Annotated in this window: 18 protein-coding genes; 7 read left to right on the forward strand and 11 right to left on the reverse strand. The window is 61.6% G+C overall.

The genetic code is table 11. From position 1 onward, the window contains the following. Positions 1 to 104: 104 nt before the first annotated feature. From IEX36_RS03535 to IEX36_RS03545, 3 genes are all read right to left on the reverse strand, one after another. The gene (locus IEX36_RS03535) at positions 105 to 2870 is read right to left on the reverse strand and encodes a hypothetical protein (RefSeq protein ID WP_188757929.1); all 2766 of its coding nucleotides are present in this window, start codon (positions 2868 to 2870) and stop codon (positions 105 to 107) included. A 67-nt stretch (positions 2871 to 2937) separates the two neighbouring features. Next, a complete protein-coding gene (locus tag IEX36_RS03540; RefSeq protein WP_188757930.1) occupies positions 2938 to 3702 on the reverse strand; it encodes an ABC transporter ATP-binding protein in 765 nt (254 codons plus the stop codon). Between the two features lie 116 nt (positions 3703 to 3818). Beyond that, on the reverse strand, positions 3819 to 5219 hold the full coding sequence (locus IEX36_RS03545; protein WP_188757931.1) for an efflux RND transporter periplasmic adaptor subunit: 1401 nt from the start codon (positions 5217 to 5219) through the stop codon (positions 3819 to 3821). Positions 5220 to 5591: 372 nt separating this feature from the next. Between IEX36_RS03545 and IEX36_RS03550 the strand changes: the two genes are divergently transcribed. The 3 genes from IEX36_RS03550 to IEX36_RS03560 all read left to right on the forward strand — a co-directional run bounded on the left by IEX36_RS03550 (position 5592) and on the right by IEX36_RS03560 (position 9631). Beyond that, positions 5592 to 7325 carry a GWxTD domain-containing protein gene (locus tag IEX36_RS03550; RefSeq protein WP_188757932.1) on the forward strand — a complete coding sequence of 578 codons (1734 nt, stop codon included), beginning with the start codon at positions 5592 to 5594 and terminating at the stop codon, positions 7323 to 7325. Between the two features lie 141 nt (positions 7326 to 7466). Further along, positions 7467 to 9188 (forward strand): carboxypeptidase-like regulatory domain-containing protein, encoded by a 1722-nt coding sequence (locus IEX36_RS03555; protein WP_188757933.1) that lies wholly within the window; start codon positions 7467 to 7469, stop codon positions 9186 to 9188. 158 nt (positions 9189 to 9346) lie between these two features. Further along, positions 9347 to 9631 carry a hypothetical protein gene (locus IEX36_RS03560; RefSeq protein ID WP_188757934.1) on the forward strand — a complete coding sequence of 95 codons (285 nt, stop codon included), beginning with the start codon at positions 9347 to 9349 and terminating at the stop codon, positions 9629 to 9631. 11 nt (positions 9632 to 9642) lie between these two features. Here the strand turns inward: IEX36_RS03560 and pdxS are convergent, their stop codons facing one another. The 7 genes from pdxS to IEX36_RS03595 all read right to left on the reverse strand — a co-directional run bounded on the left by pdxS (position 9643) and on the right by IEX36_RS03595 (position 19875). After that, the gene (gene pdxS / locus IEX36_RS03565) at positions 9643 to 10596 is read right to left on the reverse strand and encodes a pyridoxal 5'-phosphate synthase lyase subunit PdxS (protein WP_188757935.1); all 954 of its coding nucleotides are present in this window, start codon (positions 10594 to 10596) and stop codon (positions 9643 to 9645) included. A 190-nt stretch (positions 10597 to 10786) separates the two neighbouring features. Continuing rightward, positions 10787 to 11290 carry a PaaI family thioesterase gene (locus IEX36_RS03570; protein ID WP_188759798.1) on the reverse strand — a complete coding sequence of 168 codons (504 nt, stop codon included), beginning with the start codon at positions 11288 to 11290 and terminating at the stop codon, positions 10787 to 10789. A gap of 56 nt (positions 11291 to 11346) precedes the next feature. Beyond that, the gene (locus IEX36_RS03575) at positions 11347 to 13764 is read right to left on the reverse strand and encodes a RecQ family ATP-dependent DNA helicase (protein ID WP_188757936.1); all 2418 of its coding nucleotides are present in this window, start codon (positions 13762 to 13764) and stop codon (positions 11347 to 11349) included. A gap of 52 nt (positions 13765 to 13816) precedes the next feature. Beyond that, positions 13817 to 15823, reverse strand: coding sequence for a glycosyltransferase family 39 protein (locus IEX36_RS03580; protein WP_188757937.1), 2007 nt, complete (start codon positions 15821 to 15823; stop codon positions 13817 to 13819). Between the two features lie 133 nt (positions 15824 to 15956). Next, the gene (locus IEX36_RS03585) at positions 15957 to 18167 is read right to left on the reverse strand and encodes a xanthine dehydrogenase family protein molybdopterin-binding subunit (protein WP_188757938.1); all 2211 of its coding nucleotides are present in this window, start codon (positions 18165 to 18167) and stop codon (positions 15957 to 15959) included. Then, positions 18164 to 19159: an FAD binding domain-containing protein gene (locus IEX36_RS03590; protein WP_188757939.1), complete on the reverse strand. Its 996-nt coding sequence runs from the start codon at positions 19157 to 19159 to the stop codon at positions 18164 to 18166. Before IEX36_RS03590 ends, IEX36_RS03585 begins: the two co-directional genes overlap by 4 nt. Next, positions 19156 to 19875 (reverse strand): 2Fe-2S iron-sulfur cluster-binding protein, encoded by a 720-nt coding sequence (locus IEX36_RS03595; RefSeq protein ID WP_188757940.1) that lies wholly within the window; start codon positions 19873 to 19875, stop codon positions 19156 to 19158. The genes IEX36_RS03590 and IEX36_RS03595 overlap by 4 nt, the downstream gene beginning before the upstream one ends. Before the next feature lie 539 nt (positions 19876 to 20414). Here IEX36_RS03595 and IEX36_RS03600 point away from each other — a divergent pair. From IEX36_RS03600 to thiS, 4 genes are all read left to right on the forward strand, one after another. Further along, positions 20415 to 20642 carry a hypothetical protein gene (locus IEX36_RS03600; protein WP_188757941.1) on the forward strand — a complete coding sequence of 76 codons (228 nt, stop codon included), beginning with the start codon at positions 20415 to 20417 and terminating at the stop codon, positions 20640 to 20642. A gap of 131 nt (positions 20643 to 20773) precedes the next feature. Further along, positions 20774 to 21922, forward strand: coding sequence for a 3,4-dihydroxy-2-butanone-4-phosphate synthase (gene ribB, locus IEX36_RS03605; protein WP_188757942.1), 1149 nt, complete (start codon positions 20774 to 20776; stop codon positions 21920 to 21922). 41 nt (positions 21923 to 21963) lie between these two features. Beyond that, the gene (locus IEX36_RS03610) at positions 21964 to 22311 is read left to right on the forward strand and encodes a hypothetical protein (RefSeq protein WP_188757943.1); all 348 of its coding nucleotides are present in this window, start codon (positions 21964 to 21966) and stop codon (positions 22309 to 22311) included. Positions 22312 to 22347: 36 nt separating this feature from the next. Beyond that, the gene (gene thiS, locus IEX36_RS03615; RefSeq protein ID WP_188757944.1) at positions 22348 to 22623 is read left to right on the forward strand and encodes a sulfur carrier protein ThiS; all 276 of its coding nucleotides are present in this window, start codon (positions 22348 to 22350) and stop codon (positions 22621 to 22623) included. Here thiS and IEX36_RS03620 read toward each other — a convergent pair. Next, positions 22542 to 23738 carry a glycosyltransferase gene (locus IEX36_RS03620; RefSeq protein ID WP_188757945.1) on the reverse strand — a complete coding sequence of 399 codons (1197 nt, stop codon included), beginning with the start codon at positions 23736 to 23738 and terminating at the stop codon, positions 22542 to 22544. The two genes, thiS and IEX36_RS03620, sit on opposite strands and share 82 nt — an antisense overlap. Positions 23739 to 23750: the final 12 nt, after the last annotated feature.

Consider the following 23750-nt stretch of genomic DNA (forward strand, 5'->3'; position numbering starts at 1 on the left):
CGGAGGAAAGCAGATTCCTTCCCGTTCGGCTGCGCTCAGGGCAGGCTGCTGCGCTACAGAATGGAGATGCAAAAAACCTTTTAGCAAACACCCTAGTGTGAGCGCTACTGCTTGGTTGGTGGGGCGGTAGCGGTAGCGGGCTGGGTTGTTGCTGCTGCGGCGGCGGGTGCGGGAGCTGCGGGCGTTTTGGCTGGGGTTGGGGTGGCTTTTGCTGCGCCTGTCGTTGCCGTTCCGCTTGTACCTGTATTCCCTGTATTAGATTCTGTACTGGATTTTATGGCGTTCTGGTCTTCGGTGAGCTCATTCTCTGAGGGAGCTTGCTGGGCGGCGTGTCTGGATCTTGATTCGGATTTCGCGACGACTGGGCGCGGGATGGTTACAGGAACGGTGACCAGGTTGGCGGCGGCTGGGTCGTCGCGCAGACGGAGATAGAAGCCGGTCTTCGCCGGGCGCGCGAGTGAGAGTGTGGCGCCGATGTAGCCGTCGGGCACGGTGGTTGCAGCAGTGAAGCTGGGGTCGGTGGCGATGGAGTCGATGAGGTAGAGATTGTCTCCGTCGAGCGTGCAGGCTGCGGTTGCGTCTGCGGGGCAGTGAACGTCTTCGAGATCGGGCAGGCGGACGAGAGTTGCGAGGGGAATCCAGTCGCCGGTGGTTCCGTCAGGTGCGACGGCGCGCAGGCGGAGCGGACCGAAGGCTGAGTTGCCGAAGCTGCGCAAGGGGTCGAGCGTTGCCAGCAGCGTGTGCGGATTTTGCAGGACAAGCGTGCCGGTGGAGACCGAGAGCATGGTGTGGAGCGTGTTGTCGGTGTTGGCGATCTCGATCTGGCCGGTGCGCGGAAACGGCTCCGCAGACTTGAGGGAGAAGGTGAGATCGGACTTGAGCGGCAGGTCGTCGGGATCGGCGAGGTGAATGGGCGAGTCGCTGGGGGAGACGATTTTTTTGCTGATGAGCACGACCGATGGCCGGGCCGGGGCGACGGTGACGGGCAGCGTGAGGGTGCGGCCGTCGTTCAGCGTGAAGCGCGCGGCGAGGTTTTCACCGGCGCGGAAACGCGGCGTGGGGCTGTCCTGCGGTAAAGCGAAACGGAGCGTCTCAGTGGAAGATTTTGCGACTGGCGTGGTCTGCGAAGCGGGCATGAAGACGAGGCTGCCGAAGGCGAGCTGCTTGACCTGGTCGAGGCTTGTGCCAGTGAGCGTGGCGGAGGTGTCTCCGGCGTGCAGTTCGAGCGAGTCGAGTTTGGCGGGCTCGGAGAATGTCTGCGCGGTGACGGTGCTGGAGCTTGCGAGGCCGTACTGGTGGATGGCCAGGTGCATTGAGCCGGGGTCAAGCGACTTGAGCGAGACGGTGACATCGACGGAGTCGGGTTTGGCGGGGGTGGGCTTCCACTGCGCGTCGGCATAAGTGCCAGCTGCGGTCTGTAGAGCGATGGAGCTGATGCAGGCTGTTCCGGTAGACGTCAGGGTGAGGTGGTTCTCTTTGCCTGCTATGAGCACGTCGCCCGAGGCGAGCTTCCAGCCTTTGCCGGGCACGTCCTGCAGCTTGAGTGTGGGGCCGGTGAACTTGTCGAAACCCCAGTAGCCTTCGATGGTGCCGGTGACTTCGTCGCCGGAGGCGTCGGGCTTTTGTTCCGTCGCGGGCATTGCGGTGGGCTTTGCAACTGTGGCCGAGTCGTCTGTCGGGACAGGCAGGGCTCGGCGAAGCGGCACTGGTGCGAGGATGAGGCCGCCCTGGTAGGCGTTGGGGGTCACGTCGATGTCGGTGGGTGTGCCGGGCTGGTTGATGTGGAGCACGAGATCGTGGGCGAAGCCGGTGGAGAAGACGAGTGGGGCGCCTTCAAGCGGAAGGACGACCGAGGGCTTCAGGAGGCAGTTGACGTGATTGTCGTCGGCGGCGCGCAGAGGCGGTGGAACGGCCTTCTGGATGGGCGGCAGGCCGATGACGATGACTGACTTCGGATTGCTGAAAGAAGGCGGCGTGTTGAGGCGCAGGTTGAGGCTGTCGCCGTCGGGGAAGGCGATGGCGGGAATGTAGAGGTAGTGTGCGGTGTGGAGCCCGCCCATGATGTGGACGAGGTCTACGACGGTGCCGACATAGGCGCTGTACATTCCGCCGCCCGCAAGAGCTGTGTAGCTGGCTGAGCTGATGAGCGCGGCGTTATCTCCGTTCGTCAGGGTGGACATCATGTTCTGGCCACTGCCGTCGGCGAGCAGCGTCTGGCTGCCGGTTTGGGTGAGGCAGGTGTACTGGAGCTCGACGGGCTGCTTGAAGCACTCCTCGTTCGGCTTGAGATTGAGCGTGTTGGCGAGGAGGTTGGAGTGCGTCAGCAGGGCCTTGGGGTCGCCGGGCGGAACGTAGCGCATGGAGGCAAGATACTTCTCAATGCGGCCCTGTTCGTAGCCTGCCTGGATGAGGTCCTGCGAGGCGCGCACGAAGGTTCCCGGGCGGGCGCGGACGGCGGAGCGGAGGGTGCTGAAGCCGCCTCCGGTTTCGGGCGCGAGAAAGAGGATCGCCTGCTGGGCGTCGTTGGGCACCGTGATGGTGACGCCTTCTTCCTGAACTTTTCTATCCCACGTCTCGATGGGATAGAACCATTTATCGGGCGGAGGATTGGTGGTACCGCGCAGGAATACAGCTACGAGCAGGTAGCGGACGGACTGGGAGGGCGGCAGATCGGGATGGAGCCAGAGCTTGTCTCCGGCTTGCAGGTTCGGGACCTCCGCTATGGGGAGGGTTCGTCCTGCACGGGTGACGTGGACGTCGAGCTTTGGGCCGGCCAGGTCAAAACGGTTGGAGTCGGCAAGGCCCCAGGTGGTGGCGAAAGTAAGGCAAAGAAAAATTGTAGCGGCGCGAAGGCGCAGAGACAGTGCCATCATTCCATTTTAGACGGCTGAAGAGGGACTTGGGGATGGTCTCCGGGTTGGGGTGCGGCGTTTGTCACTACTGGCCGCGGGCGCGGGTGGAGGCGTTGTCGCCCGCGATGACACCGTCGCGGATGGTGACGACGCGGTGGGCAAACTCTGCGATATCAGGCTCATGGGTGACGAGGATGATGGTGTTGCCTTTAGAGTGCAGCTCGTCGAAGAGGGCCATGATCTCGTCGCCGGTCTTGGAGTCGAGGTTGCCGGTGGGCTCGTCGGCGAGGATGATGGATGGCCTGTTGACGAGGGCGCGGGCGATGGCGACACGCTGGCGCTGGCCGCCGGAGAGTTCGTTCGGTTTGTGCATCATGCGGGATTCGAGGCCGACCGATTCGAGCGCAGCTTTGGCTCGGTCGATGCGCTCACTGGCGGGGGTGCCGTTGTAGATGAGCGGCAGCTCGACGTTGTGCAGCGCAGTGGCGCGGGCGAGCAGATTGAAGGTCTGGAAGACGAAGCCGATCTCTTTATTGCGGATGCGGGCCAGCTCGTCGTCGTCCAGCTCGGAGACGTCGTGGCCGTTGAGCCAGTATTTGCCCTGCGAGGGCGAGTCGAGACAGCCGATGAGGTTCATCAGCGTGGACTTTCCTGAGCCGGACGGACCCATGATGGCGACGTATTCGTTGTGACGGATGCGGAGGTTGACGCCGCGGAGGGCGTGGACCTGCTGGTCGCCCATCTCGTAGGTCTTCCAGAGATTGTCGGTGACGATGACTTCTCCATCGTGCGGGCCGCCCGCGTTTGAGGTGTTGGGTTCGGCAGAGAGGACTGCGGTTTCAATGGCCATCCGGGCCTCCGGTTTTTGCTCGTTTCAGGATAGTACGTTGATGCCGATTGGTTGTTCCAACCTGCTCGTGTTGAATCCCTCTTGATACGGTCCTGAGGGAGCTTCGTGGCCGGGCCTCAGCTATTATCTGTCGCGGTCGCAACCTCAGGCGTGTTGTCTCGTTTGACGGCTGTGCCGCTCTTAAGGGTACGGAGTACGGTGTATCTCCCGGTGACGATCTCGTCGCCGGCTTTAAGTCCGCCGAGCACCTGGATGTCGGTTGCGCCGGAGACGCCGGTGGTGACGGGCACGAAGACGACGCGGAGCTTCTTGTGCTCGGCGCGCAGTACATAAACGCCCTGCACAAAGATTGGTTTGTTCTGGTCGCTGGTCGATGCGTTGACGAGATGCGTGGGCATCTTGCCATTGTTGTCAGCGAGGAGCTTTTCCTGCGCGGGGTCGCGCTGGACGAGCGCCTGGATGGGGATCGTCAGAGCATTGGGGATGTTGGCCGTGGTGATTTTGGCCGTCGCGGAGAGGCCTGGGCGCAGGTCATCGGAGGGGTTGTCGAGCGTAACGACGACTTTGAAGTCCTTCGCTTCTTCTGTTCCTGTGGTGCTCTGGCTGGTGGCGATGCCGGTGGTGCGGAGCAGCGCCTGGTCGCCGACCTCGGTGACGTGGCCCTTGAAGACCTTGCCGGGCAGGGCATCGACGGTGACGTTGACGGGCTGGTTCATGGAGACGTTGACGATGTCGGTTTCGTCGACCTTAACCTCGGCGGTGATGACGGACATGTCAGCGAGCGTCATCAGCGTGGAGCCTTCGGCGTTCTGGATGCCGACGACGACGGTTTCGCCTTCACGGACGGGCACGTTGGTGACGAGGCCGTCAAAGGGTGCGCGGCTGATGGTCTTGTCGAGCGCGTCGTAGTTGGAGCGCTGGCTGGCTTCGGCCTGATTGACGAGGGCGCGCTGCGACTGGGTCTGCGCGACGGATTGCGCGAGCGCAGCCTGGCGCTGAGCAAGCGTCGCTACGGACATGTCGTAGGCGGCCTTTTTGGAGTCGTAGTCCTGCTTGGCAATCAACTGGTTTTTATAGAGCGCCTGAGCACGGATGTAGTCGAAGTTTTTCTGTTCGAGGTCGGCCTTGGCCTCGGCGATGTTGGCCTCGGCCGTCTTTTCTGCGGCCACGTCGCTGGTGACGTTGGTCTTCGACGACGTGATGTTGGCCTGCTGGGCCGCGACGACGGCTTCAGGCTGGACGTTCTCGACCGTGGCGAGGACCTCGCCCTTCTTCACGTGATCACCCTCTTTGACGTAGAGGTGCGTGATGCGGCCAAAGGCGGTCGCACCGACGTTGACGTAGGTCCTGGGCTTGATCTGGCCGGTGCCGTTGACGATGGAAACCAGGTCTTGATTAACGGCTTTGCCCGTGGCGACCTTGGTGACGTTGGCGTTGTTGTGAATGACGGTGCCGGTGATAATCCCCACAAGAACGAGCACCACTGCTGCGATCAGGATGATTTTCTTTGCGCTCATTGCTGCTTTCTTCGCGCGCTCCTCTCGGAAGGACACGCAGGCTCAATAAAGTTCATGTACTCAAGAGACGGTACGGAGGTGCGGTTGTATGTGTTCCGTGACGGGTCTCTAAATTTCTTTGGATGTCCTATGCCGGTCACGGACATCTTTTTCTTTTACCTCCGCCTATCGGTTTCTTTCCTGGCGTCGTCCAACTGCTTATGGAGCGCCATTTTCCGGAATAGAACCTGGAGGAATACCTCGCTGGGAGATGCATCTAACGCGTTTCACTGCGCACCGAAGATGATAGCAGGGAAAGCACGAATCCGGCTCTTGTCCCGGGGGCATGACCGCTCTACAATGAACACTGGCGACAGGAGTGCCACCCCCATTATGAACAACGTACGGCGTTTGGCAGCAGGCACAGCTTTGTTCTCCCTTGCTCTTCTGGGGGTGCATGCCTTGCCGGCGCAGGATGCGGGTAGCCCGTCTGCTGATGGCGTCACCCAGACTGCACCGACGGTAGAACAGCCCGACCCACTCAAGCGTCCCTTGACCGACAAGGAGCGCCGGGCGCAGCAGAAGGCGCTCAAGGGCGAGTTACATGGCGTCTACAAGAAGTGGGTGGACGAAGACGTCCGCTGGATCATCACCGACCAGGAGCTGTCGGCCTTCAAGAGCCTAAGTAACGACGAGGAACGCGACCAGTTCATCGAGAACTTCTGGCGTCGCCGGAACCCTGATCCCGATTCTCCCGAGAACGAATATAAGGAAGAGCACTACGCCCGCATTGCGTATGCGAACGAGCACTTCGCCGCGGGCAAGCCGGGCTGGATGACCGACCGCGGACACATCTATATTGCCTACGGCAAACCGGACTCGATTGATTCGCACCCGAGCGGCGGCAGCTACGAGCGCCCGATGGATGAAGGCGGCGGCGAGACTTCGACCTTCCCGTTCGAGGTCTGGCACTACCGGTATATTGAGGGCATTGGCGACAACATCGACATTGAATTTGTCGATACGTGCATGTGCGGCGACTACCACATGACGATCGACCGCTCGGAGAAGGACGCGCTGAAGCACGTTCCCGGCGCCGGTCTGACGATGTATGAGCAGATGGGGCAGGCGTCGAAGGCGGACCGCTTCAACGGGGGCGGCATCGAACAGCTCGGCAAGGGGCCGATGAGCTCCGAGCAGCAGAGCAAGGAGTTTGACCGACTGGACCGCTATGCCAAGCTGATGGCTCCGCCGGAGATCAAGTTCAAGGACATGGACGAGTACATGACCTCGTCCAAGATCCTGACCGGGCCGCCGTTCCTTTTCGACGTGCGCACGGATTATGTGAAGGTCACGAACGACACGATTCTGGTGCCGCTGACGGTTCAGATCCGTAATGGCGACATGACGTTTCAAAATAAGGATGGGGTAGCCACAGCGAAGGTGAATATTCTTGGCCGCGTCTTCAATATGACGCACCGCCCGATTCAAACCTTTGAAAACACAGTGGATGTAGCGGTTCCGAGCGAACTATTGGGCCAAACCGAGAATAATCACTCGGTCTATTGGAAGGCCCTGCCACTGCGACCGGGGCTATATAAGGTCGTCATTGTTATCAAAGACGTGAATAATCCCGATCATGTGGGCCGCTGGATACGCAGTATCAACGTGCCGCGTTACGATGACGACCATCTGGCTTCGTCCTCGCTGATTCTGGCCGACCAGATGGAGCGGGTACCGTCGAAGGACATCGGCGCGGGCAACTTTGTTATTGGAAACACGAGGATTCGCCCAAGGGTGCCGACTGAGGTATCTCAGCCGGTTACTTTTCATCGTGCCCAGAACTTGAATTTCTGGATGCAGGTGTATAACCTTGGCATCGACGAAAAAAGCAAGCATAACGGAGCCACGATCCATTACGAGATCGAGGACCTGAACACAAATAAACCCGTCCTGCAGTCGGAAGATTTGACAGCAAAGATGAATCCGAATGCAGACCAGATTACGATTGAGAAGAGCCTTCCGCTGGCGAGCTTGCAGCCAGGCAAGTACCAGGTCTCAATCAAGGTCGATGACGGGATAACGAAGCAGCAGATCGCAGAATCTGCGCCGTTCATTGTTGACTAGAGGCTGCGTGAAAGATGCGGCACGGTTGCGCGGATTCCCAGGGAAGCGACAACCGGCAGCGAGCGCAGATCTGAATCTCTCACCCCGGCTTTTGGGGTGGCAGTATTACTCGGAGCAGCCTCGGCGCGCAGGAAGATGACTGTGCAACGGACCCAGGTGAAGATCGCACTTCTGACGCTGATGCTGGCTATGGCATCTGTCAGCGAAGCCGTCGCTCAGGGAGCGATGGTTTCGGGCGTTGTACGAGACGCACAGGGCGTCGCGCAGATGGGGGCGCTGGTCCAGGTGCTGCGGGCTGATTCGTCGATTATGGGTGCGGCGTTCACCGACCTGCATGGCCGCTATATCATCGCCAATCTTGTTCCCGGACATTACGACGTTAAGGCCAGCGCTGCGCTCTTCATGCCGGCGAGCAGGAACAATCTGCACCTGCGGTCTGGAGCCGAGGCTGTCGTCAACCTTACCCTGAACACACTCTTCGAACCGTCGGCCTGGCTGCCTGCGGAGCGTCGCAAGGCGGACGAGCCCGACGACGACTGGAAGTGGACCCTGCGTTCGGCGGCGAACCGCCCGATTCTTCGACTGAATGACGATGGCAAGATGGTGGTCGTTTCGTCGAGCCTGACGGAGCCGCAAAAGCGGACCCCTGTGGCTCGCGCTTCGCTGGTAGCGGGCGATGGCGGCTTTGGCGCGAATGGGCTGCACAATGTTCTGCTGATGGAACGGACGCTGGACGACGGCGCCAATGTGGTGATGCGTGCCGACTACGGCACCATGGGGCGCCCTTATACGGGTGGACCTTCAACGTCGTTCGCAGGGGGATATGAGCGTGCGATGGGTTTTGCAGGCGCGTCGCGCATGATGGCCAGTTATCAGTCGCATCCGGAGATGGTGGGCTCGGGCAATGTGGACGGGATGCGGGCACTTCAGATGGTCTCCGCTGAGCGGATGAAGATGGGCGATATGGCCGATGTTGAGGCCGGAAGCACGCTGTATGTCGTCCAGACCAATGGCTACGCCACCGCTGTACGGCCGTTCCTGAAGATAACGGCGCATCCTGGATCGTGGACGGCTGGGTATCGAGTGGCCACTTCACAGGACGTGCAGTCGTACAGCAGCCTGGATGCGGTAGAACAGCCGGTGCCAGTGGCGGTTATGTCGCGTGGCCGTCTCCAGACTGCCCAGGGTACGCACCAGGAGTTTTCGGCTGGCCACAAGGTGGGCAAGGGCCTGGTTCAGGTTGCGTATTATCTGGACTCACAGAAGAACGTCATGATCGCCGGAGGCGGTGCGCTGACGGCTGCCGACATCCAGGGCTTCAGCCAGACGAACCAGGGTGGCATTGTGGCCGATGCGACTACAGGTGAGTTCCGGGTGCTGAGCGCGGGCTACAAGACGCGCGGCATTGACATGACTTTCTCGGAGCCGATTACTCCGGCGATGTGGCTGGCATTGGCTTATAGCACGGGTGCGGGTATGGAGGCTCGGGACGAGAGCTCGCTGACGCTGCCCGCCGTTGCAACCGACATGACTCCGCGGATGTCTCAGGCACTGACACTGGCGGTGAAGGGAAGAATCATCCACTCCGGTACGCAGGTAAGGGCATCGTATCGGTGGCAGCCGGCGCAGATTGTCACTGCGGTCAATCCTTATGGGGCATTCGGCGACCAGGCTTACTTTAGCTGCTATCTGCGGCAGGCCATTCGACTGGGAAATCTGCTTCCGGCGGGCATGGAGGCAACGGTAGATATTACCAACCTGTTGGCGCAGGGATATCGTCCGGTCATGACTTCAGATGGCCATATGTTGTTCTTGGCACAGGCCCCACGCACCGTTCAGGGTGGGCTGGCGTTCAACTTCTAAAGCCATCTGCAGCAAAGAATAGAGGATTGGTGTACATCCTTCGGGGAATGTCTCTTTTGGTGCTTCTGGGCTAAACCATAGTTGTGCGAGTTACGTGGGTCCGAGTTTCGCTGTGTGCTGTTCCGTTGCTCCTGGGTTTACCTGCCTGTGCATCGGTGATGCCTCTTGCGAATCCGCTCGCACCGACACCGCGAAGGGTCATCGAATCGAGTCCAATCAGCGATACGCAGTTGATGCGTGCGAGCCTGCGCCGCGATGTGGCGCGGCATCCCAACGACTTCATCGTGTTTGCAACTGAGGCCGGTGCGTTAGAGTTTTTTGCGCAGCACCGTGCTTCGGTTGAGGTCGAGACCGATCCGAGAATGATTGAGCGTGGTGTGCTTGGGTATAGCCAAGGCAAGACGGTGGTTGTCGTGCCCTGGCTGACAACTGCTCGCTTCTAAAAAGAAATCTTTTACCAGCCTCGCGTCTGCATGAGCTGCGCTTCTTCGATGGCTGCGGCTGCAAGGCCCTTCATTGTTCCTGTGACCTGCTCGCTGGCTTCGGCGACGATCTTCGGATCGTTGAAGTGCGTGGTTGCGATGACGATGGCGCGGGCGCGGGAGACAGCCTCTTCGCGCTCGATCGGGTTGTTCTCGACGTCGAGCGGAGTGGCGCGCTCCTTCATGAAGATGCCTGAGCCGACGAAGACTGTTTCGGCGCCGAGCTGCATCATCAGAGCTGCGTCGGCGGGTGTGGCGATGCCGCCGGCAGAGAAGTTCGGCACGGGCAGCTTGCCGTTTTTGGCCACCATGCGGACGAGCTCGTACGGCGCGCCGTGGACCTTCGCAGCGTTGTAGAGCTCTTCGTCGCCGAGCGTGGTGAGGGCTTTGATCTCGCGGACAATCTGACGCATGTGCTGCACGGCGTGGACGACGTCGCCGGTGCCGGGTTCGCCCTTGGTGCGGATCATGGCTGCGCCTTCAGCGATGCGGCGGAGGGCTTCACCGAGGTTGCGCGCGCCGCAGACGAAGGGCGTCGTGAAGGCGTGCTTGTCGATGTGGTAGGTCTCGTCGGCGGGGGTGAGGACCTCGGATTCGTCGATGAAGTCGACGCCGATCTCCTGCAGGACCTGCGCCTCGGCGAAGTGGCCGATGCGGGCCTTGGCCATGACGGGGATGGTGACGGTGGCCATGATTTGCTTGATGAGCCTGGGGTTCGCCATGCGGGCGACGCCGCCCTCGGCGCGAATCATGGCGGGCACGCGCTCGAGCGCCATGACGGAGACCGCGCCTGCCTCTTCGGCGATGCGGGCCTGCTCGACGTTCATGACGTCCATGATGACGCCGCCCTTGAGCATCTCGGCCAGGCCGGTTTTGAGCCGCAGAGACGGGGTGTCGAAGTTGCCGGTGCCGTTGGTATTTGTCATGGCGAGTTTCTCCTTGCGCCGCGGTTGGACGTGTCGGTTTCCAGTTGTCCGCGAGAGATTTAAGTTTAGCAGTTTTTGCGAATCAGTCGGCGACGTCGGCTTGGCGGTCCGGAGGCTTAACACCGATTTGCACCGATATCACCGGTCAGGACAGGTGGAAAACCGGTCTCAGTCTTGTCCGGTTGATTTTTTAGTTTTCGGGCTGCGTGAGACCGGCGGCGGCGAGGAGCTTTTCGTCCAGCACGATGAAGAGGCCTTTGCCGCGGGCAAGCACTTCGCCGGTCGGCCGCTGGATCTCGGCCTGGTGGTAGAGCTTGCGGCCGTCGCGTGAGAGGTGGCGGCTGACGAGCACGAGCGGCTGGTGGAGCGGCGCGGGGCGCAGGTAATCGACCTCCATGTGGCGCGTCATGGCAAGCACGTTGAGTGGACGATTGAGCTTGCTCATGGCTTCGTCGAGCAGGGCAGCGACGATGCCCCCGTGAATGTAGCCGGGAGGGCCTTCGTGCATGCGGGTGAGGCTGAAGTGGCAGGTTGCGGTGATGTTTGCGGGGTCTGAGGTGTCGGTGGTGAAGACCAGGTGCAGGCCCTGCGGGTTTGCCGGGCCGCAGCCGAAGCAGTGGTTGGCGCGCTCGTCGATGGTGGGGTTGGTGCGGAGGGAATCGGGGACGTGGCGCGTGTTGTCAGGCTGGCTCATGGCTACCAGATGCACGGTAGCACATGAGCGTCGCGAATGAATAGTGATTCAGATGGCTAGGTGGTGCAGACCTTGAGGATGCCGGGGCCGAACTTTTCCAGCTTGTCGTGGGCGAGCCCTTGGATGGTTCTGAGCTGGGCCATCGTCTGCGGGCGTGCGAGCACGATGCTGCGCAGTGTGGTCGAGGCCAGCACGAAAAACAGCGGCAGGCCGAGCTTTTCCGACTCAGATTTGCGCCAGTCGCGGAGGCGCTGGTAGAGCGTTTGCTGTTCGGGGGTGAGAGACTCCGACGGGTCGGGCGCGTCGTGGCGCGGCCGATGGAAGGTCTCAGCGGCAACGCCAGGGTGCTCCTCGTGAGCGTGATCTTCCCGGGCGCGAACAAGGGGCTTCGGGGTGGTCTTCGTCTTCATGCCCATTGGACGCGCTTCGTTCGCGGAGGTATCAACGAAATTTGTGGAAACTTGCTGGCCGTTCGAAAGTGCGCAGATTTCAGCGCCATAGCGGTCGGCTTTCTCCGGGCCGATGCCGGAGATGCGGAGCAGCTCGGGGATGGTACGGGGTTGGGCCGCGGCGATATTCAGCAGGACCGCATCGGACAGCACGATGAAGGCGGGCTTGCCGGTCTTTGCCGCTTCGGATTTGCGCCATGCGCGGAGGGTGGTTTCCAGCTCGCGCTGCTCTGGTGTCAGTTGCGCGGAGTCGACGGAGCTGGCTGCTTTCTTCGCGGAGTTTTTGCCGCTGCGCGATCTGGCTTTCTTCTCATTCGCTCCGTCTTGAACATCTTTCAGCATGACGGCGAGCGGATCGGATGGGCCGAGCATCTGTCCTTCGTGCGTCAGGGCGGCGCGTTTGTAGGTGATGGTCGCGCCTTCGGCGTTGGTGAAGGTGTCGGGTGTGATGATGACGAGGCCGGCGCGGGTGAGGGCGTCGAGGTACGCGTCGAATTGTTTGCGGTCTACACCGAGCGCGAGCGTCGTGTGCAGCTTGCCTGTGGATTGCGACCTTGTTGCAAGGGCTTCAAGGATTGCGCGAAGCTGGCTGGCTTCGTGCGCGGTGGGCGTGCGGAAGGTTTGCGCGGCGGCGCGTTCGGGCGAACAGAAGTCGCATTTGCCGCAGGGACGTAGGCCGTCGGCGGTGTCGCCGAAGTGTTGGACGAGCGCGGACATGCGGCATCGCGGCGTCTCGGCGAAGGCGGCCATCAGCTCGATCTGGCTGCGGCGGAAGGCGAGCTGCGACTCGTAGCCGCTGCGCCAGTTGGTGGTGGTGGCACTGCGCACGTTGCCGGCGATGTCGAGCGCGGCGGCGTTCTGCGCGACCAGCTTGCCGACGACGATGTCGAAGGTCTCGACGTCCATCGTCAATTTTTGCCGAAGAATCTCAGGCATCTGGAAATCGGGCGTGAGCACGGTGGCGACGCGCGTCAGCTCGGACGGCTGCGGGTAGTCGCGTTCGAGGAAGAACTCGTGCATCTTGCGGTCGGCGAAGGAGTGCAGCAGGATGGTGCGGCTGGGCTGGCCGTCGCGTCCGGCGCGGCCGATCTCCTGGTAGTACTGTTCGACTGAACCGGGCAGCGCGGCGTGGACGACGGTGCGGACGTTGGGCTTGTCGATGCCCATGCCGAAGGCGATAGTAGCGACGACGACTTCGAGTTGGCCTGAGAGGAAGTGGCGCTGAACGCGCTCGCGCGTGGCGGGGTCGAGTCCTGCGTGATACGCGGCTGCGCTGCCGCCGAGTTGTGACGCAAGCTCTTCCGCGGCTTTGCGACTGGGCGCGTAGACGATGGCTGGGCGGTTCGCGCTATCCGCGAGCAGCTTGATGGTGAACTCATTGCGGCGTGGCTTCGACATCTCGACGACTTCGACAGCGAGGTTGTGGCGACGGAAGCCGTGGATGAAGAGCGAGGGGTTGTCGAGCCGGAGTTGCGCGACGATGTCCAGCTGAACGGTGGGCGTTGCCGTTGCGGTGAGCGCGATAACGGGCGCGGGGCGCAGATTGGGGAGATGGTCGCCGAGGGTGCGGTAGTCGGGGCGAAAGTCGTGGCCCCAGGCTGAGATGCAGTGCGCCTCGTCGATGGCAATGAGCGCGGGCTTGCGTTTGGCGAGCATCTCAGGAAAGCCGGGGACGCGGAGACGCTCGGGCGCGATGAAGAGGAATTGCAGCGTGCCGTCGAGATAGTCGCGACAGGTCTGGCGGGCGTCGTCGCGTGAGAGGCCGGAGTGGATGCGGCCGACGCGCAGGCCGAGCGCGGAGAGCTTGGTGGCCTGGTCGTCCATGAGCGCGATGAGCGGGCTGATGACGAGCGCGGTGCCTCCGCGCGCGATGGCGGGGAGCTGGTAGCAGAGAGACTTTCCCGCTCCGGTGGGCATGACCAGCAGCACGTCGCGGCCTTCGGTGGCAGCGCGGCAGACGGCTTCCTGGTTGGCCCGGAAGGAGTCGAAGCCGAAGGTCTGGTGGAGTAGGGAAGCGAGGTCCATGCGCTTGGCTATCTTCGCATATTGTTTGCCTTGCGCGTAGTGATTGGATTGGTTACGGTGTCCGTGCCTCGGCGGTTGGCAGTGTGGCCAGCTTGCCTTTGACCTCTGCGGCAAGCGAGGTCTGTAACTCGGGCTTGATTGTCTGTGTGAGGTTGAGCGCCTGTTCGTAGTGTTGGCGCGCTTCATCAGGGCGATTGAGTTTGCTGAGCACATCGCCGAGCACTGTCTGGACGGAGGCTGAGTCTGGCGCAAGCGCTACAGCTTGCTGCGCTTCAACAAGGGCATCGCCAGGATTTCCGCCCCAAAGAAGATGTTGTGCCTTCGTTGCGTGGACAAGCGCGGAGGCGAGTGGGATTTTGAAGTGTCCGTCGTAGACGAAGAGGCCGTAGTCGATGGCTGCGGTGGGCTTGAGCTCGCGGAATTGCTCGTACGGGTTGAGCGCGCCGTCGCCGTAGTCGATGCCGGCGAGCACGCCGTCGCTGATGAGAATGGGGCCGTCGATCTCAGGTGGAACGTTCATCGGCAGGTTGAGCCATGCGGTGGTCTCGACTGTGGGCAGACGCTTGCAAGGGATGCCATAGTAGGCAGTGTCGACGACGCCGTCAGCAAAGTAGGCGAGCCAGCAGTCTTTGATGTTGTGGCTTGCGAGGTATTGGTGTGCGGCTTTGAGCTGCTGACCCCAGTCGGTGTTGGCGTCGCCGAGATAGTTGTGCAGATGCGATGGGCCGCCCCAGGCTTCGTTCGCATAGGCCATGTAGGCAGGCGAGACGCGCGCGGAGGTGACGCCCTGCCACAGGAGCAGTGCGGCGATGGCGAAGGTCCAGCGGCGGTTCATCTGCATCAGCACGACGGCCGCGGCGGCGATGAAGATGTAGAGGAATGGAAAGATGATGAGCAGGTGCCGGTAACCGATGTCCATGGTGGAGTGCATCGCTACGACGAAATAGAACGCGGGCGGGGCGAGAAGGATGAATGGTTTGAGACCGCGTTTGAGGCGGCCTGCAATAAGCAGCGCAAGCCCGACGGCAAAGAGGATGAGGAATGGCAGCGTGGATTTAATCAGCAACGCGGCAGGGAAGTAGAGGCGCGTTCCGTGGCGGTAGATGCGCCCGAAGAAGTAGCTGGTGTCGGCGAACTCGGTGATTTTGGTGTTGGCGAGACCGAAGATGTAGGCCTCCGGCAGGATGTGGTGGCGGGCAAGCAAGGCCATGTGCGCGCTGTCGTGCGGGTCGGGAACTTGTTTGAGATAGTCGGCAAGTGGGGGATTGAGTTCACGGCCTGCTGGACGCGCGTTGTACCGGAAGCCGTAGAACGCCCAGAGGACGATGTACGAGATGAACGCGACGGCAATGATGGCGAGTGCGCGGCGGATGAGAATGCGCCAGTCGCGCCCGTAGACGGATTCGGCAATCGCGACCAGAAATAGCATTGGCAGGACGAGCAGTCCGGTGAACTTCGTGGCCATGGCGAGGCCGGTGACGAGTCCTACGAGCAGCAAGCGCGTGAGCGTGGGGCGCCTGGTATAGCGATAGTAGAGGTACAGTGCGAGGAAGATGCAGCAGGCGATAGGGACGTCGGTAGTGACGAGCGCGCCGTGTGCGAGGATGTTGGGGTCGAAGACGAAGAACGCAAGCGCGACAAGGCCGGCGATGGGGCCTAACATCTCTGTGCCGGCGGCGAAAATGGTCACGGCGAGCACGACGGTGAAGATCGCCATGGTCATACGCGCGATGAACAGTAGCTTGTTGGCGTCGTTGCGGAAGAGGAAGTCCTTGCCGTCCAAGAAGGCTTCAGTCTGCTCGGAGCGATCCTGCACGGTGGGTACGAACAGGTGCATGGGCAGCAGCGGCGCTGCGGCGACGAGCTTGGCGAAGGGTGGGACTTCGGGGTTGAGGCCGTAGTCGTGATGCGTCCAGATGTTGTAGCCGTCGAAGAGGTGGTGCGCTTCGTCCCATGTGACGGAGTTTGCTCGGCTGGTATGGGCGAGTTGAAGAATCAGTACTACGAGCAGTGCGAGAGGAATGGTGATTCTGCTGGCTGTCTTCGACGGGACTGTCATTTGTTGCTCATCACCGCTCAAAATGAGATTGAAGGTCGTGGTCAAAGGTAAACGTTTGAGTAGAGGGATTCAAGGGTATATCAACAAAGAAGCCGCCTCGCGGCGGCTCTTCGTGCGTGAAAGTGTTTTAATTTCACGCCATCAGCTTGTCGAGCGTGATGGGCAGATCACGGACTCGTTTGCCGGTGGCGTTGTAGATGGCGTTTGAGATTGCGGCGGCGACGCCGGTGATGCCGATCTCGCCGATGCCTCTGCAGCCGAGCTGGTTGAACTTGTAGTCGGGAATGTTGAGGCAGGTGACGTCGATCTCATGCACGTCGGCGTTGACGGGAACGTGGTACTCGGCGAAGTTCTCGTTGATGGTGCGGCCATAGCGATGGTCGATGTGCGCCTCTTCGTGCAGCGCCATGCCGATGCCCCAGACGATACCGCCGGAGAGTTGGTTGGTGCCGGTCTTCTTGTTGAGCAGCGTGCCGATGTCGTAGGTGGCGACAGCGCGGCGCACCAGCGGCATGTGCGTGTGCGCGTTGACAGCGACCTCGACGAAGACCGCTCCCCATGAGTGCGAGGTGAAGGTGTCGCGGTCGGGCGCGAGCTGCGAGGTAGCTGTTGCTTCGATAGCCTCGCCGCCGTTGCGGGCGATCAGAGCGGTGATGCTCTCCGGGTCCGCGCCTGCTTTGGCCATCGTTGATTTGAGATAGAGCTGACCATCGCGTGTGTCGAGATCGTCTGCGTTTGCGCCGTGGAAGGGCGAGTGCGGGTCAGCGACGGCAACTTGTGCGAGTTTGACCTTGGCTGCGACCGCCGCTTCGTAGACCGCGGGGCAGACGGAGGCGGCGGTGGTTGATCCGCCGGAGCCGCCGGAGCGGGGCAGGGTGGTGTCGCCGAGCTTCACGTCGACGAGCGATGGGTCCATGTTGAGCGCCTGCGCGACGGACTGCGCGAGGATGGTGTAGGTTCCGGTGCCGAGGTCCTGCGTGCCGATGCCGACGTAGACGCGTCCGTTGGGTTGGATGCGGACGATGGCGGACGATGGCGAACGGCCCGCGCCGTAGTTGGCCGTGGCCATGCCGTAGCCGATGAGCAGGTCGCCTTCGCGCATCTGGCCGGGCTTGGCGTTGCGCTTGGACCAGCCGAAGCGGTCGGCTGCTTGCGAATAGGCTTCGCGGAGATGCTTGCTCGACCACGGCTTGCCGTTCTCGGGGTTCTTTTCGGCGTAGTTGATGAGGCGCAGTTGCACGGGGTCCATGTTGAGTTTTTCGGCGAGTTCGTCGAGCGCGACTTCGAGACCAAAGCTGCCAGTGGACTCGCCCGGTGCGCGCATCCAGGTGCCCATGCCGAGGTTCAGCGGGACGACCTTGTGTTCGGTGAAGAGCGATTCGCTGTCGTACATGAGCGAGGTCTGGCCGGCTGCGCCCTCGACCCAGTCCTGAATGAGCGAGGTGTAGCAGGTGGACTCGTGGTGCTGGAGCAGCAGCTTTCCGTCGGACGCGGCGGCGAGCTTGATGTGTTGGTACGTGTTGGGGCGCGAGCCGACGGGGCCGAACATCTGTCCGCGGTCGAGCGCGATCTTCACGGGGCGGCCTGCGACCTTTGCCGCCATGCAGGCCAGTACGGTGTGCGACCAGGTGTAGCCTTTGCAGCCGAAGCCTCCGCCGACGTAGGGATTGATGACGTGGACGTTGGCTTGCGGGATGCCGAAGGTGCGGGCCAGCGTGCCCTGCGTCCCCGAGATGCCTTGCGTGGCGTCGTAGACTTCGAGCTTGTCGCCATCCCATGAAGCGATGGTGGCGTGCGGCTCCATGGGGTTGTGGTTCTCGATGGGCGTCGAGTAGATGTTGTCGATGACGACGGCGGCCTTGGCGAGCGAAGCATCAGGGTCGCCACGGCGGGTTTCTCTTCCGCGGCCCGGCGGGCGGGCGTCGGCGAGGTGGGCGTGGAAGCCGAGCTTGGCGGGCTGCTCTTTGTAGGTGATGCGCAGCAGCTTCGCGGCCTGGCGGGCTTCGGGCAGGGAACGCGCGACGATGACGGCGATGGGCTGGCCGCTGAAATAGACAGTCGTGTCCTGCAGGATGTTGACGTTGCCCGAGACGGTGACGCGCGGCGCGTTGAAGGGCGTGAGGACGTTGTGGACGCCGGATGCGCGTTCGGCGGCTGAGGTGTCGATGGACGCGACTTCGCCTGCGGGGATGGTTGCGGTGACGATGTGGCCGTAGGCGACTCCCTTGACGGGGAACTCGGCTGCGTACTTCGCGCGGCCCGTGACTTTGGCGACGCCGTCGTAGCGGTGGCCCAGCTCGCGCGTGTCGGGTGGAACGTTGGTCTGTACCTCTTGGGCGATCATGCCTGTGCTCCTTGTCTCTGCTGTGCGAGGGTGAGGGAGTAGACGATGCTTTGCTTCGCCAGCTCAATCTTGAAGGCGTTGTCCTTCTGGGGCTTCGCTCCGGTGAGTGCGAGCTCGGCTGCTTTGCGGAAGGCTTCGCGGCCGGCGGTCGCGCCCTTGAGCGAGTCTTCGGCTTCGGGCGAGCGCCAGGGCTTGGCAGCGACGCCGCCGAGCGCGAGGCGGGCGGACTTGATCGTGTTGCCGTCGAGTTCGAGCGCGGAGGCGACCGAGACCAGCGCGAAGGCGTAGCTCTGGCGGTCGCGGACCTTCAGGTAGTGGTAGTTGCGTGAGTAGCGCGGCGCGGGCAGATCGACTGCGGTGATGAGTTCGCCGGGCTTGAGCGTGGTCTCGATCTGCGGCGTGTCGCCGGGCAGCAGGTGGAAGTCGGCGATGGCGATCTCGCGCTTGCCGTTCTCGCCTTCGACGTGGATGGTGGCTTCGAGGGCGGCGAGAGCCACGCTCATGTCGGAGGGGTTTGTCGCAATGCACGAGCTGCTTGCGCCGAGGATGGCGTGGATGCGGTTCATGCCTTCGATGGCCGCGCAGCCCGAGCCGGGATTGCGCTTGTTGCAGGCAGGGAAGGCCGTGTCCATGAAGTAGTAGCAGCGGGTGCGCTGCATCAGATTTCCGGCCGTGGTGGCCATATTCCGCAACTGGGGCGAGGCGCCGTTGAGCAGCGCCTCGGAGAGCAGCGGGTAATGCGTGCGGATGAGCTCGTGGTTGGCGAGGTCGCTGTTGCGCACGCTGGCGCCGATGCGGACGCCGCCGTTGGGCAGGCGCGTGACCTGGTCGAGGTGGAGGTGGTTGACGTCGATGAGCTTCGACGGGTGCTCGACGTCGTAACGCATCAGGTCGACGAGGTTGGTGCCTCCGCCAATGAATTTTGCTCCCAGAGATACGCCATGGATGGCGGCGTCGGACGAGGTGGCGCGTTCGTAGCTGAAGGGATTCATGCGCGGCCTCCGTTGTACGCCGCGCGGACAGCGGCGACGATGTTGGGATAGGCGGCGCAGCGGCAGATGTTGCCGCTCATGCGCTCGCGGATCTCGTTGTCGGTGAGTTCGGGTGTACTGGTTTGGCCAGTCGCGAAGGAGACCGTGCTGAGGTCGTGCCGCTTGTGCTCTTCGAGCAGCGCTGTGGCAGAGCAGATTTGCCCTGGCGTGCAGTAGCCGCACTGGAAGGCGTCGTGATCGAGAAAGCCCTGCTGCACGGGGCTGAGTGTGTCGCCGTTTGCGAGGCCTTCGACCGTGGTGATCTCCGCGCCTTCGGCAACAACCGCGAGCGTAAGGCAGGCGTTGACGCGGTGGCCATCGACGAGTACCGTGCAGGCTCCGCATTGGCCGTGGTCGCAGCCTTTCTTGCTACCGGTCAGGTCGAGGTACTCGCGGAGCGCGTCGAGCAAAGAGGTGCGGGTGTCGAGCGCAGTCAAAGCATGCGATTTGCCGTTGATCTTCAAGGTGAGATCGACCGTGTGGGGCGCAGTTGAGACGGCTGCCTGGGCGTCTTCCGCCTCAGCAAAATGTGGAAGGCCGGTGGCCGTGACAGCTCCTAAAATGCCTGCTGCTTTGACGAAGGTCCGGCGGGAAAATTCGCCTTCTGGATGAGGTGTCGTTTGATCGGAGGAGGGAGAAAGAGGCTCTTCAAGCTCGGTGCAGAGAGGGGAACTCATTGCAGGTCCTCGTGCGTTGCTTTGGTTGGGGTTCAAACAAATGTCTGTGAACGAAGCTGCCTATCGAAATAGACGGGTGAGCCGCTCCAAAAGATGCCATTGCCGAACTGGAGATGCGTGGCGATCTGATCTGCAAATTCGGGCAATGAAGCGTTTTTGGTTTGACCAGAAGTGTAGGAGAAAGTTCGGATTGTGTCTACCGGTGAGCTGCCATGCGACGATTCATGGTTCAGGTTCTCCGAGCACATCGCGGACTGCCTGATTACTTTCAGCCATCAAGCGGAGTCTAGTTGAGCAGGCACGTGAAGCTGTATGCAGCATGCATGTGGAGAGAGGGTACTTCCGGAGGTACGCATTTCTGCGCAGATATGGCGCAAGTTGCGCATCTGGAGGGTCCCAAAAGGCATGAAAACCTTGATTTTCACGGTTAAATGCCTTAGAATGTAACAAGATGTATCTCTCCCAGCCATCCTCTCCCCGATGAGTTGTTGGGGACGCTGTATGGAAGTAAATCCTGAAGAAAAGGTACTGAATTCAATATGGCAAAGCGCCGTGGAAATCCAAACTGGGGCAAGCCCGAGCCGATTGGCCCGGTTGTCCCGACGGTCACTTCGTTTGAACAGGTCGTGAAGGAGTATAAATTAACGCCTGACCAGTATGTCCGCTCAACGCGACTGCGCGAGTGGGCACGGCGGAATAAGAACTCCAAGTACATTCCGGAAGCCTTGCTTGAGGCCTGGGGTTTCGAGATCGAATCGACGTTGTAGTTGCAGTTGTAGTAGAAGCAAACCAGAAATAGAGAAACGCCGCCTCGGGCCAATAGAGGCGGCGTTCTTTTATTGCATCGCCCGTATGATGGAGATGCATCGAAACAGATGCATTGGTGAGGAGAGCCTGCATGTTTGCCTCGGTGAAAGAAGCCGTCGATGAGATTCGCGCCGGCCGGATGGTGGTCGTCGTCGATGACGAAGACCGCGAGAATGAAGGCGACCTGACGCTCGCCGCGGAGTTTGTGACACCCGAAGCCATCAACTTCATGGCGAAGTTTGGCAGGGGACTGATCTGCCTGACGTTGACCGAGGAGCGCGCCGACTATCTGCGGCTGGGGCCGATGACGCGCGAGAACACCTCGCGCTTCGGCACCGCGTTTACCGAGAGTATTGAAGCGCGCGAGGGCGTGTCGACGGGCATCTCCGCCGCAGACCGCGCGCACACGATCAAGGTGGCGATCGCTTCCATGTCCACGTCGCGCGATCTGGCGCGGCCGGGACATGTCTTTCCGCTGCGTGCGCGCAAGGGCGGTGTACTGGTTCGCGCTGGGCAGACGGAGGCTTCGGTCGATCTGGCGCGCATGGCTGGGCTTGTTCCTGCCGGCGTTATCTGCGAGATCATGAATGAAGACGGGACGATGGCGCGCGTTCCCGATCTGGTGACGTTCTGCGAGCAGCATGGGCTGAAGATGGTGACGGTGGCTGAGCTGATCCGCTACCGGCTGCAGAATGAGCGGTACATCCATCGCGTGGCTGAGTCGGTGATGCCGACGGCACATGGCGAGTTCCGCATGATCGCGTATGAGAGCGAGGTCGAGGGCGACGAGTCGCATATTGCGCTGGTGCTGGGCGATGTGAGCGGCAACGAACCGGTGACCGTGCGGGTGCATACGCACTGCCTGGCCGGTGACGTGTTTTCGACCACACTCTGCGACTGCCGCTCCATCGTGGAGAACTCGCTGAGGATGATTGCCGAGGCGGGCCGAGGCGCGCTGGTGTATCTGCACAACGGCACGAAGGGCTTTGGCCTGGACAAGACGGTCACTCCGGCGCGTGTGGTGTTTCACCGCGAGCAGCGGGCGCGGGAGGGCCACGACGAGCGCGCGCATCGTACGCTGCGTCAGGTCGGGCTGGGCGGGCAGATTCTCTCCGACCTGGGCATCCACAAGATTCGTCTGCTTTCCAATACGCCAACGCATGTGCCTGCGCTGCATGGCTTTGGCATCGAAATCGTCGAGCAGGTGCCGGTCACGATGCAGCCAGCAGTCAAGGGATAAGCAAGTCCGCCGATAGGAAGTAGGACGGAGGATTTTGCTCCATGCCTACAACTGCACCTCATCAGAATCATCCCGGCCCTGCGCTGGTACCGCTTGTTCGGCGGCCTCCTGCGGGATTTCCGCTCGATGGCGGCCGAGTCAATCTCACCGTCCGGCGCATCACCAAAAACCATCATGGCCGCACGCTTCAGATGCTGGGCCACGCGGCGGAGTATCTGGCATACAACCGCGGATTTTCCGAGAGGCGCGCCAGCGCCGCAGACGACGAGGCGATCAGCATCCTTCGGCGATTGAGCAGCGCGGTCTTTCTGGAGTACGCCGAGGGCGCCCGCGTGCGCCGGCCACTCGAAGATTTTGTGATGGGATGCGCGAGCTGGCTGCTGGAGTAGCCGCTTCGCCAGAAGCACCTGTTAAGCTGAAAGAGTATGGCGCTTACAGTGGTTTTGAATGGTCAGCCGCGCAGCTTTGAAGCTCTCTCCGGGTCCGCGCGGGTTGAAGAACTGGTCCAGGAGCTCGGCTTGAAGGGCGACCGCGTTGCCGTGGAGTTGAACGGCGAGATCGTGCCGCGTGCCGGATGGGCCGATGCGGAGTTGCACGCAGGCGACCGTGTTGAGGTGGTTCATTTTGTCGGCGGCGGCACGTTTGCAGCAGGCACTTCAGAGACGAGCTGCAGCAGCAGCGCCTCCCAGCGGTTGCCATAATCGTTCCATCCTCCAAGTGTGCGAACGCGATCGAGCGCAGCGTGGCTCATGCGCTGCTGCAGCATGGGGTCGTCAGCGAGTAGCTGCATTCTCTCTGCCAGCGCATCCGAGTCGCGGATAGGAACGATGAAGCCTTCGACGCCGTCGGTGAAGAGATCTTCGCCGCCTGTGTTCGTCGTACAGATAACGGGGCAGCCGCAGGCGAATGCCTGTCCTTGCACGAGCGCGAGACCCTCTTCAATGCTCGGCAGCACCATCACATGACTTGTGCTCATCAGCTCGGCGAGCCTGGGTTGCGAGACGGGGCCGAGAAACTCGACGTGCTCGCGCGGCAGCCGTTCGAGCACATGCTTGATGTCTGGGCGAATGTCGCCGGCAAAACGGAGGCGTTTGGCTGTATGCCTGAGCCTGCTGAAAGCCTCAAGCAGGTAGGGAACTCCTTTGCGCAATCCGGCAGCACCGGCAAAGAGCACGTCAAAGCGCCCAGGCGCTGGCTCGGCTGTGCGGCGGAAGTTTTCAAGCCGCACACCGTACGGGATGACGTGGACCTTCTCAGGAGGCAGTCCCATCTCGACAAACGACCGCGCAGCGAAACGTGAAGGAACAGTGATCGCGTCTGCCATCTGGTAGATCTCTTCTTCGCGTTCAATATCGCGCAAGTCGGCGATGGGATAGCTTACGTCCCAGCGCTTGAACTCATCGACAACAAGATCGTGCTGATAGCGAAAATGCGATGAGCCGCGATCGCACACCATCCGTGTACCTCGCACCTGAAGCTCACGCCCGGTCTTCAGGCTGGAGCCGGAGATGGCAATCAACACGTCTGGCGCAGGCTGCGAGCGAAGGCGGCGGCTGGTCCATGCATCGAAGGCGAGAGCGTTCGCGTAGCTGAGCGGATCGCGCAGCCAGTGAATATTGATGCCCATCCGGAGCATCACCATCTCCGGCGTATGAAACCAGGGGTAGGTGCGAACTTTTTCCCGCGCCACACCTTCACGCTGGAGCCTTCGCCACGGATACGTCGAATAGACCATCTCAAGCAGGCCGCGCCGCTCAAGCTCTCGCGCCAGCTCAAAGTGATGGAACGTGCCGAAGACGGTTTGGACAATTCTCATCGACAACCTGAA

Origin of the sequence: Edaphobacter acidisoli (assembly GCF_014642855.1) — a bacterium.
GTDB classification, from domain to species: Bacteria; Acidobacteriota; Terriglobia; order Terriglobales; family Acidobacteriaceae; genus Edaphobacter; species Edaphobacter acidisoli.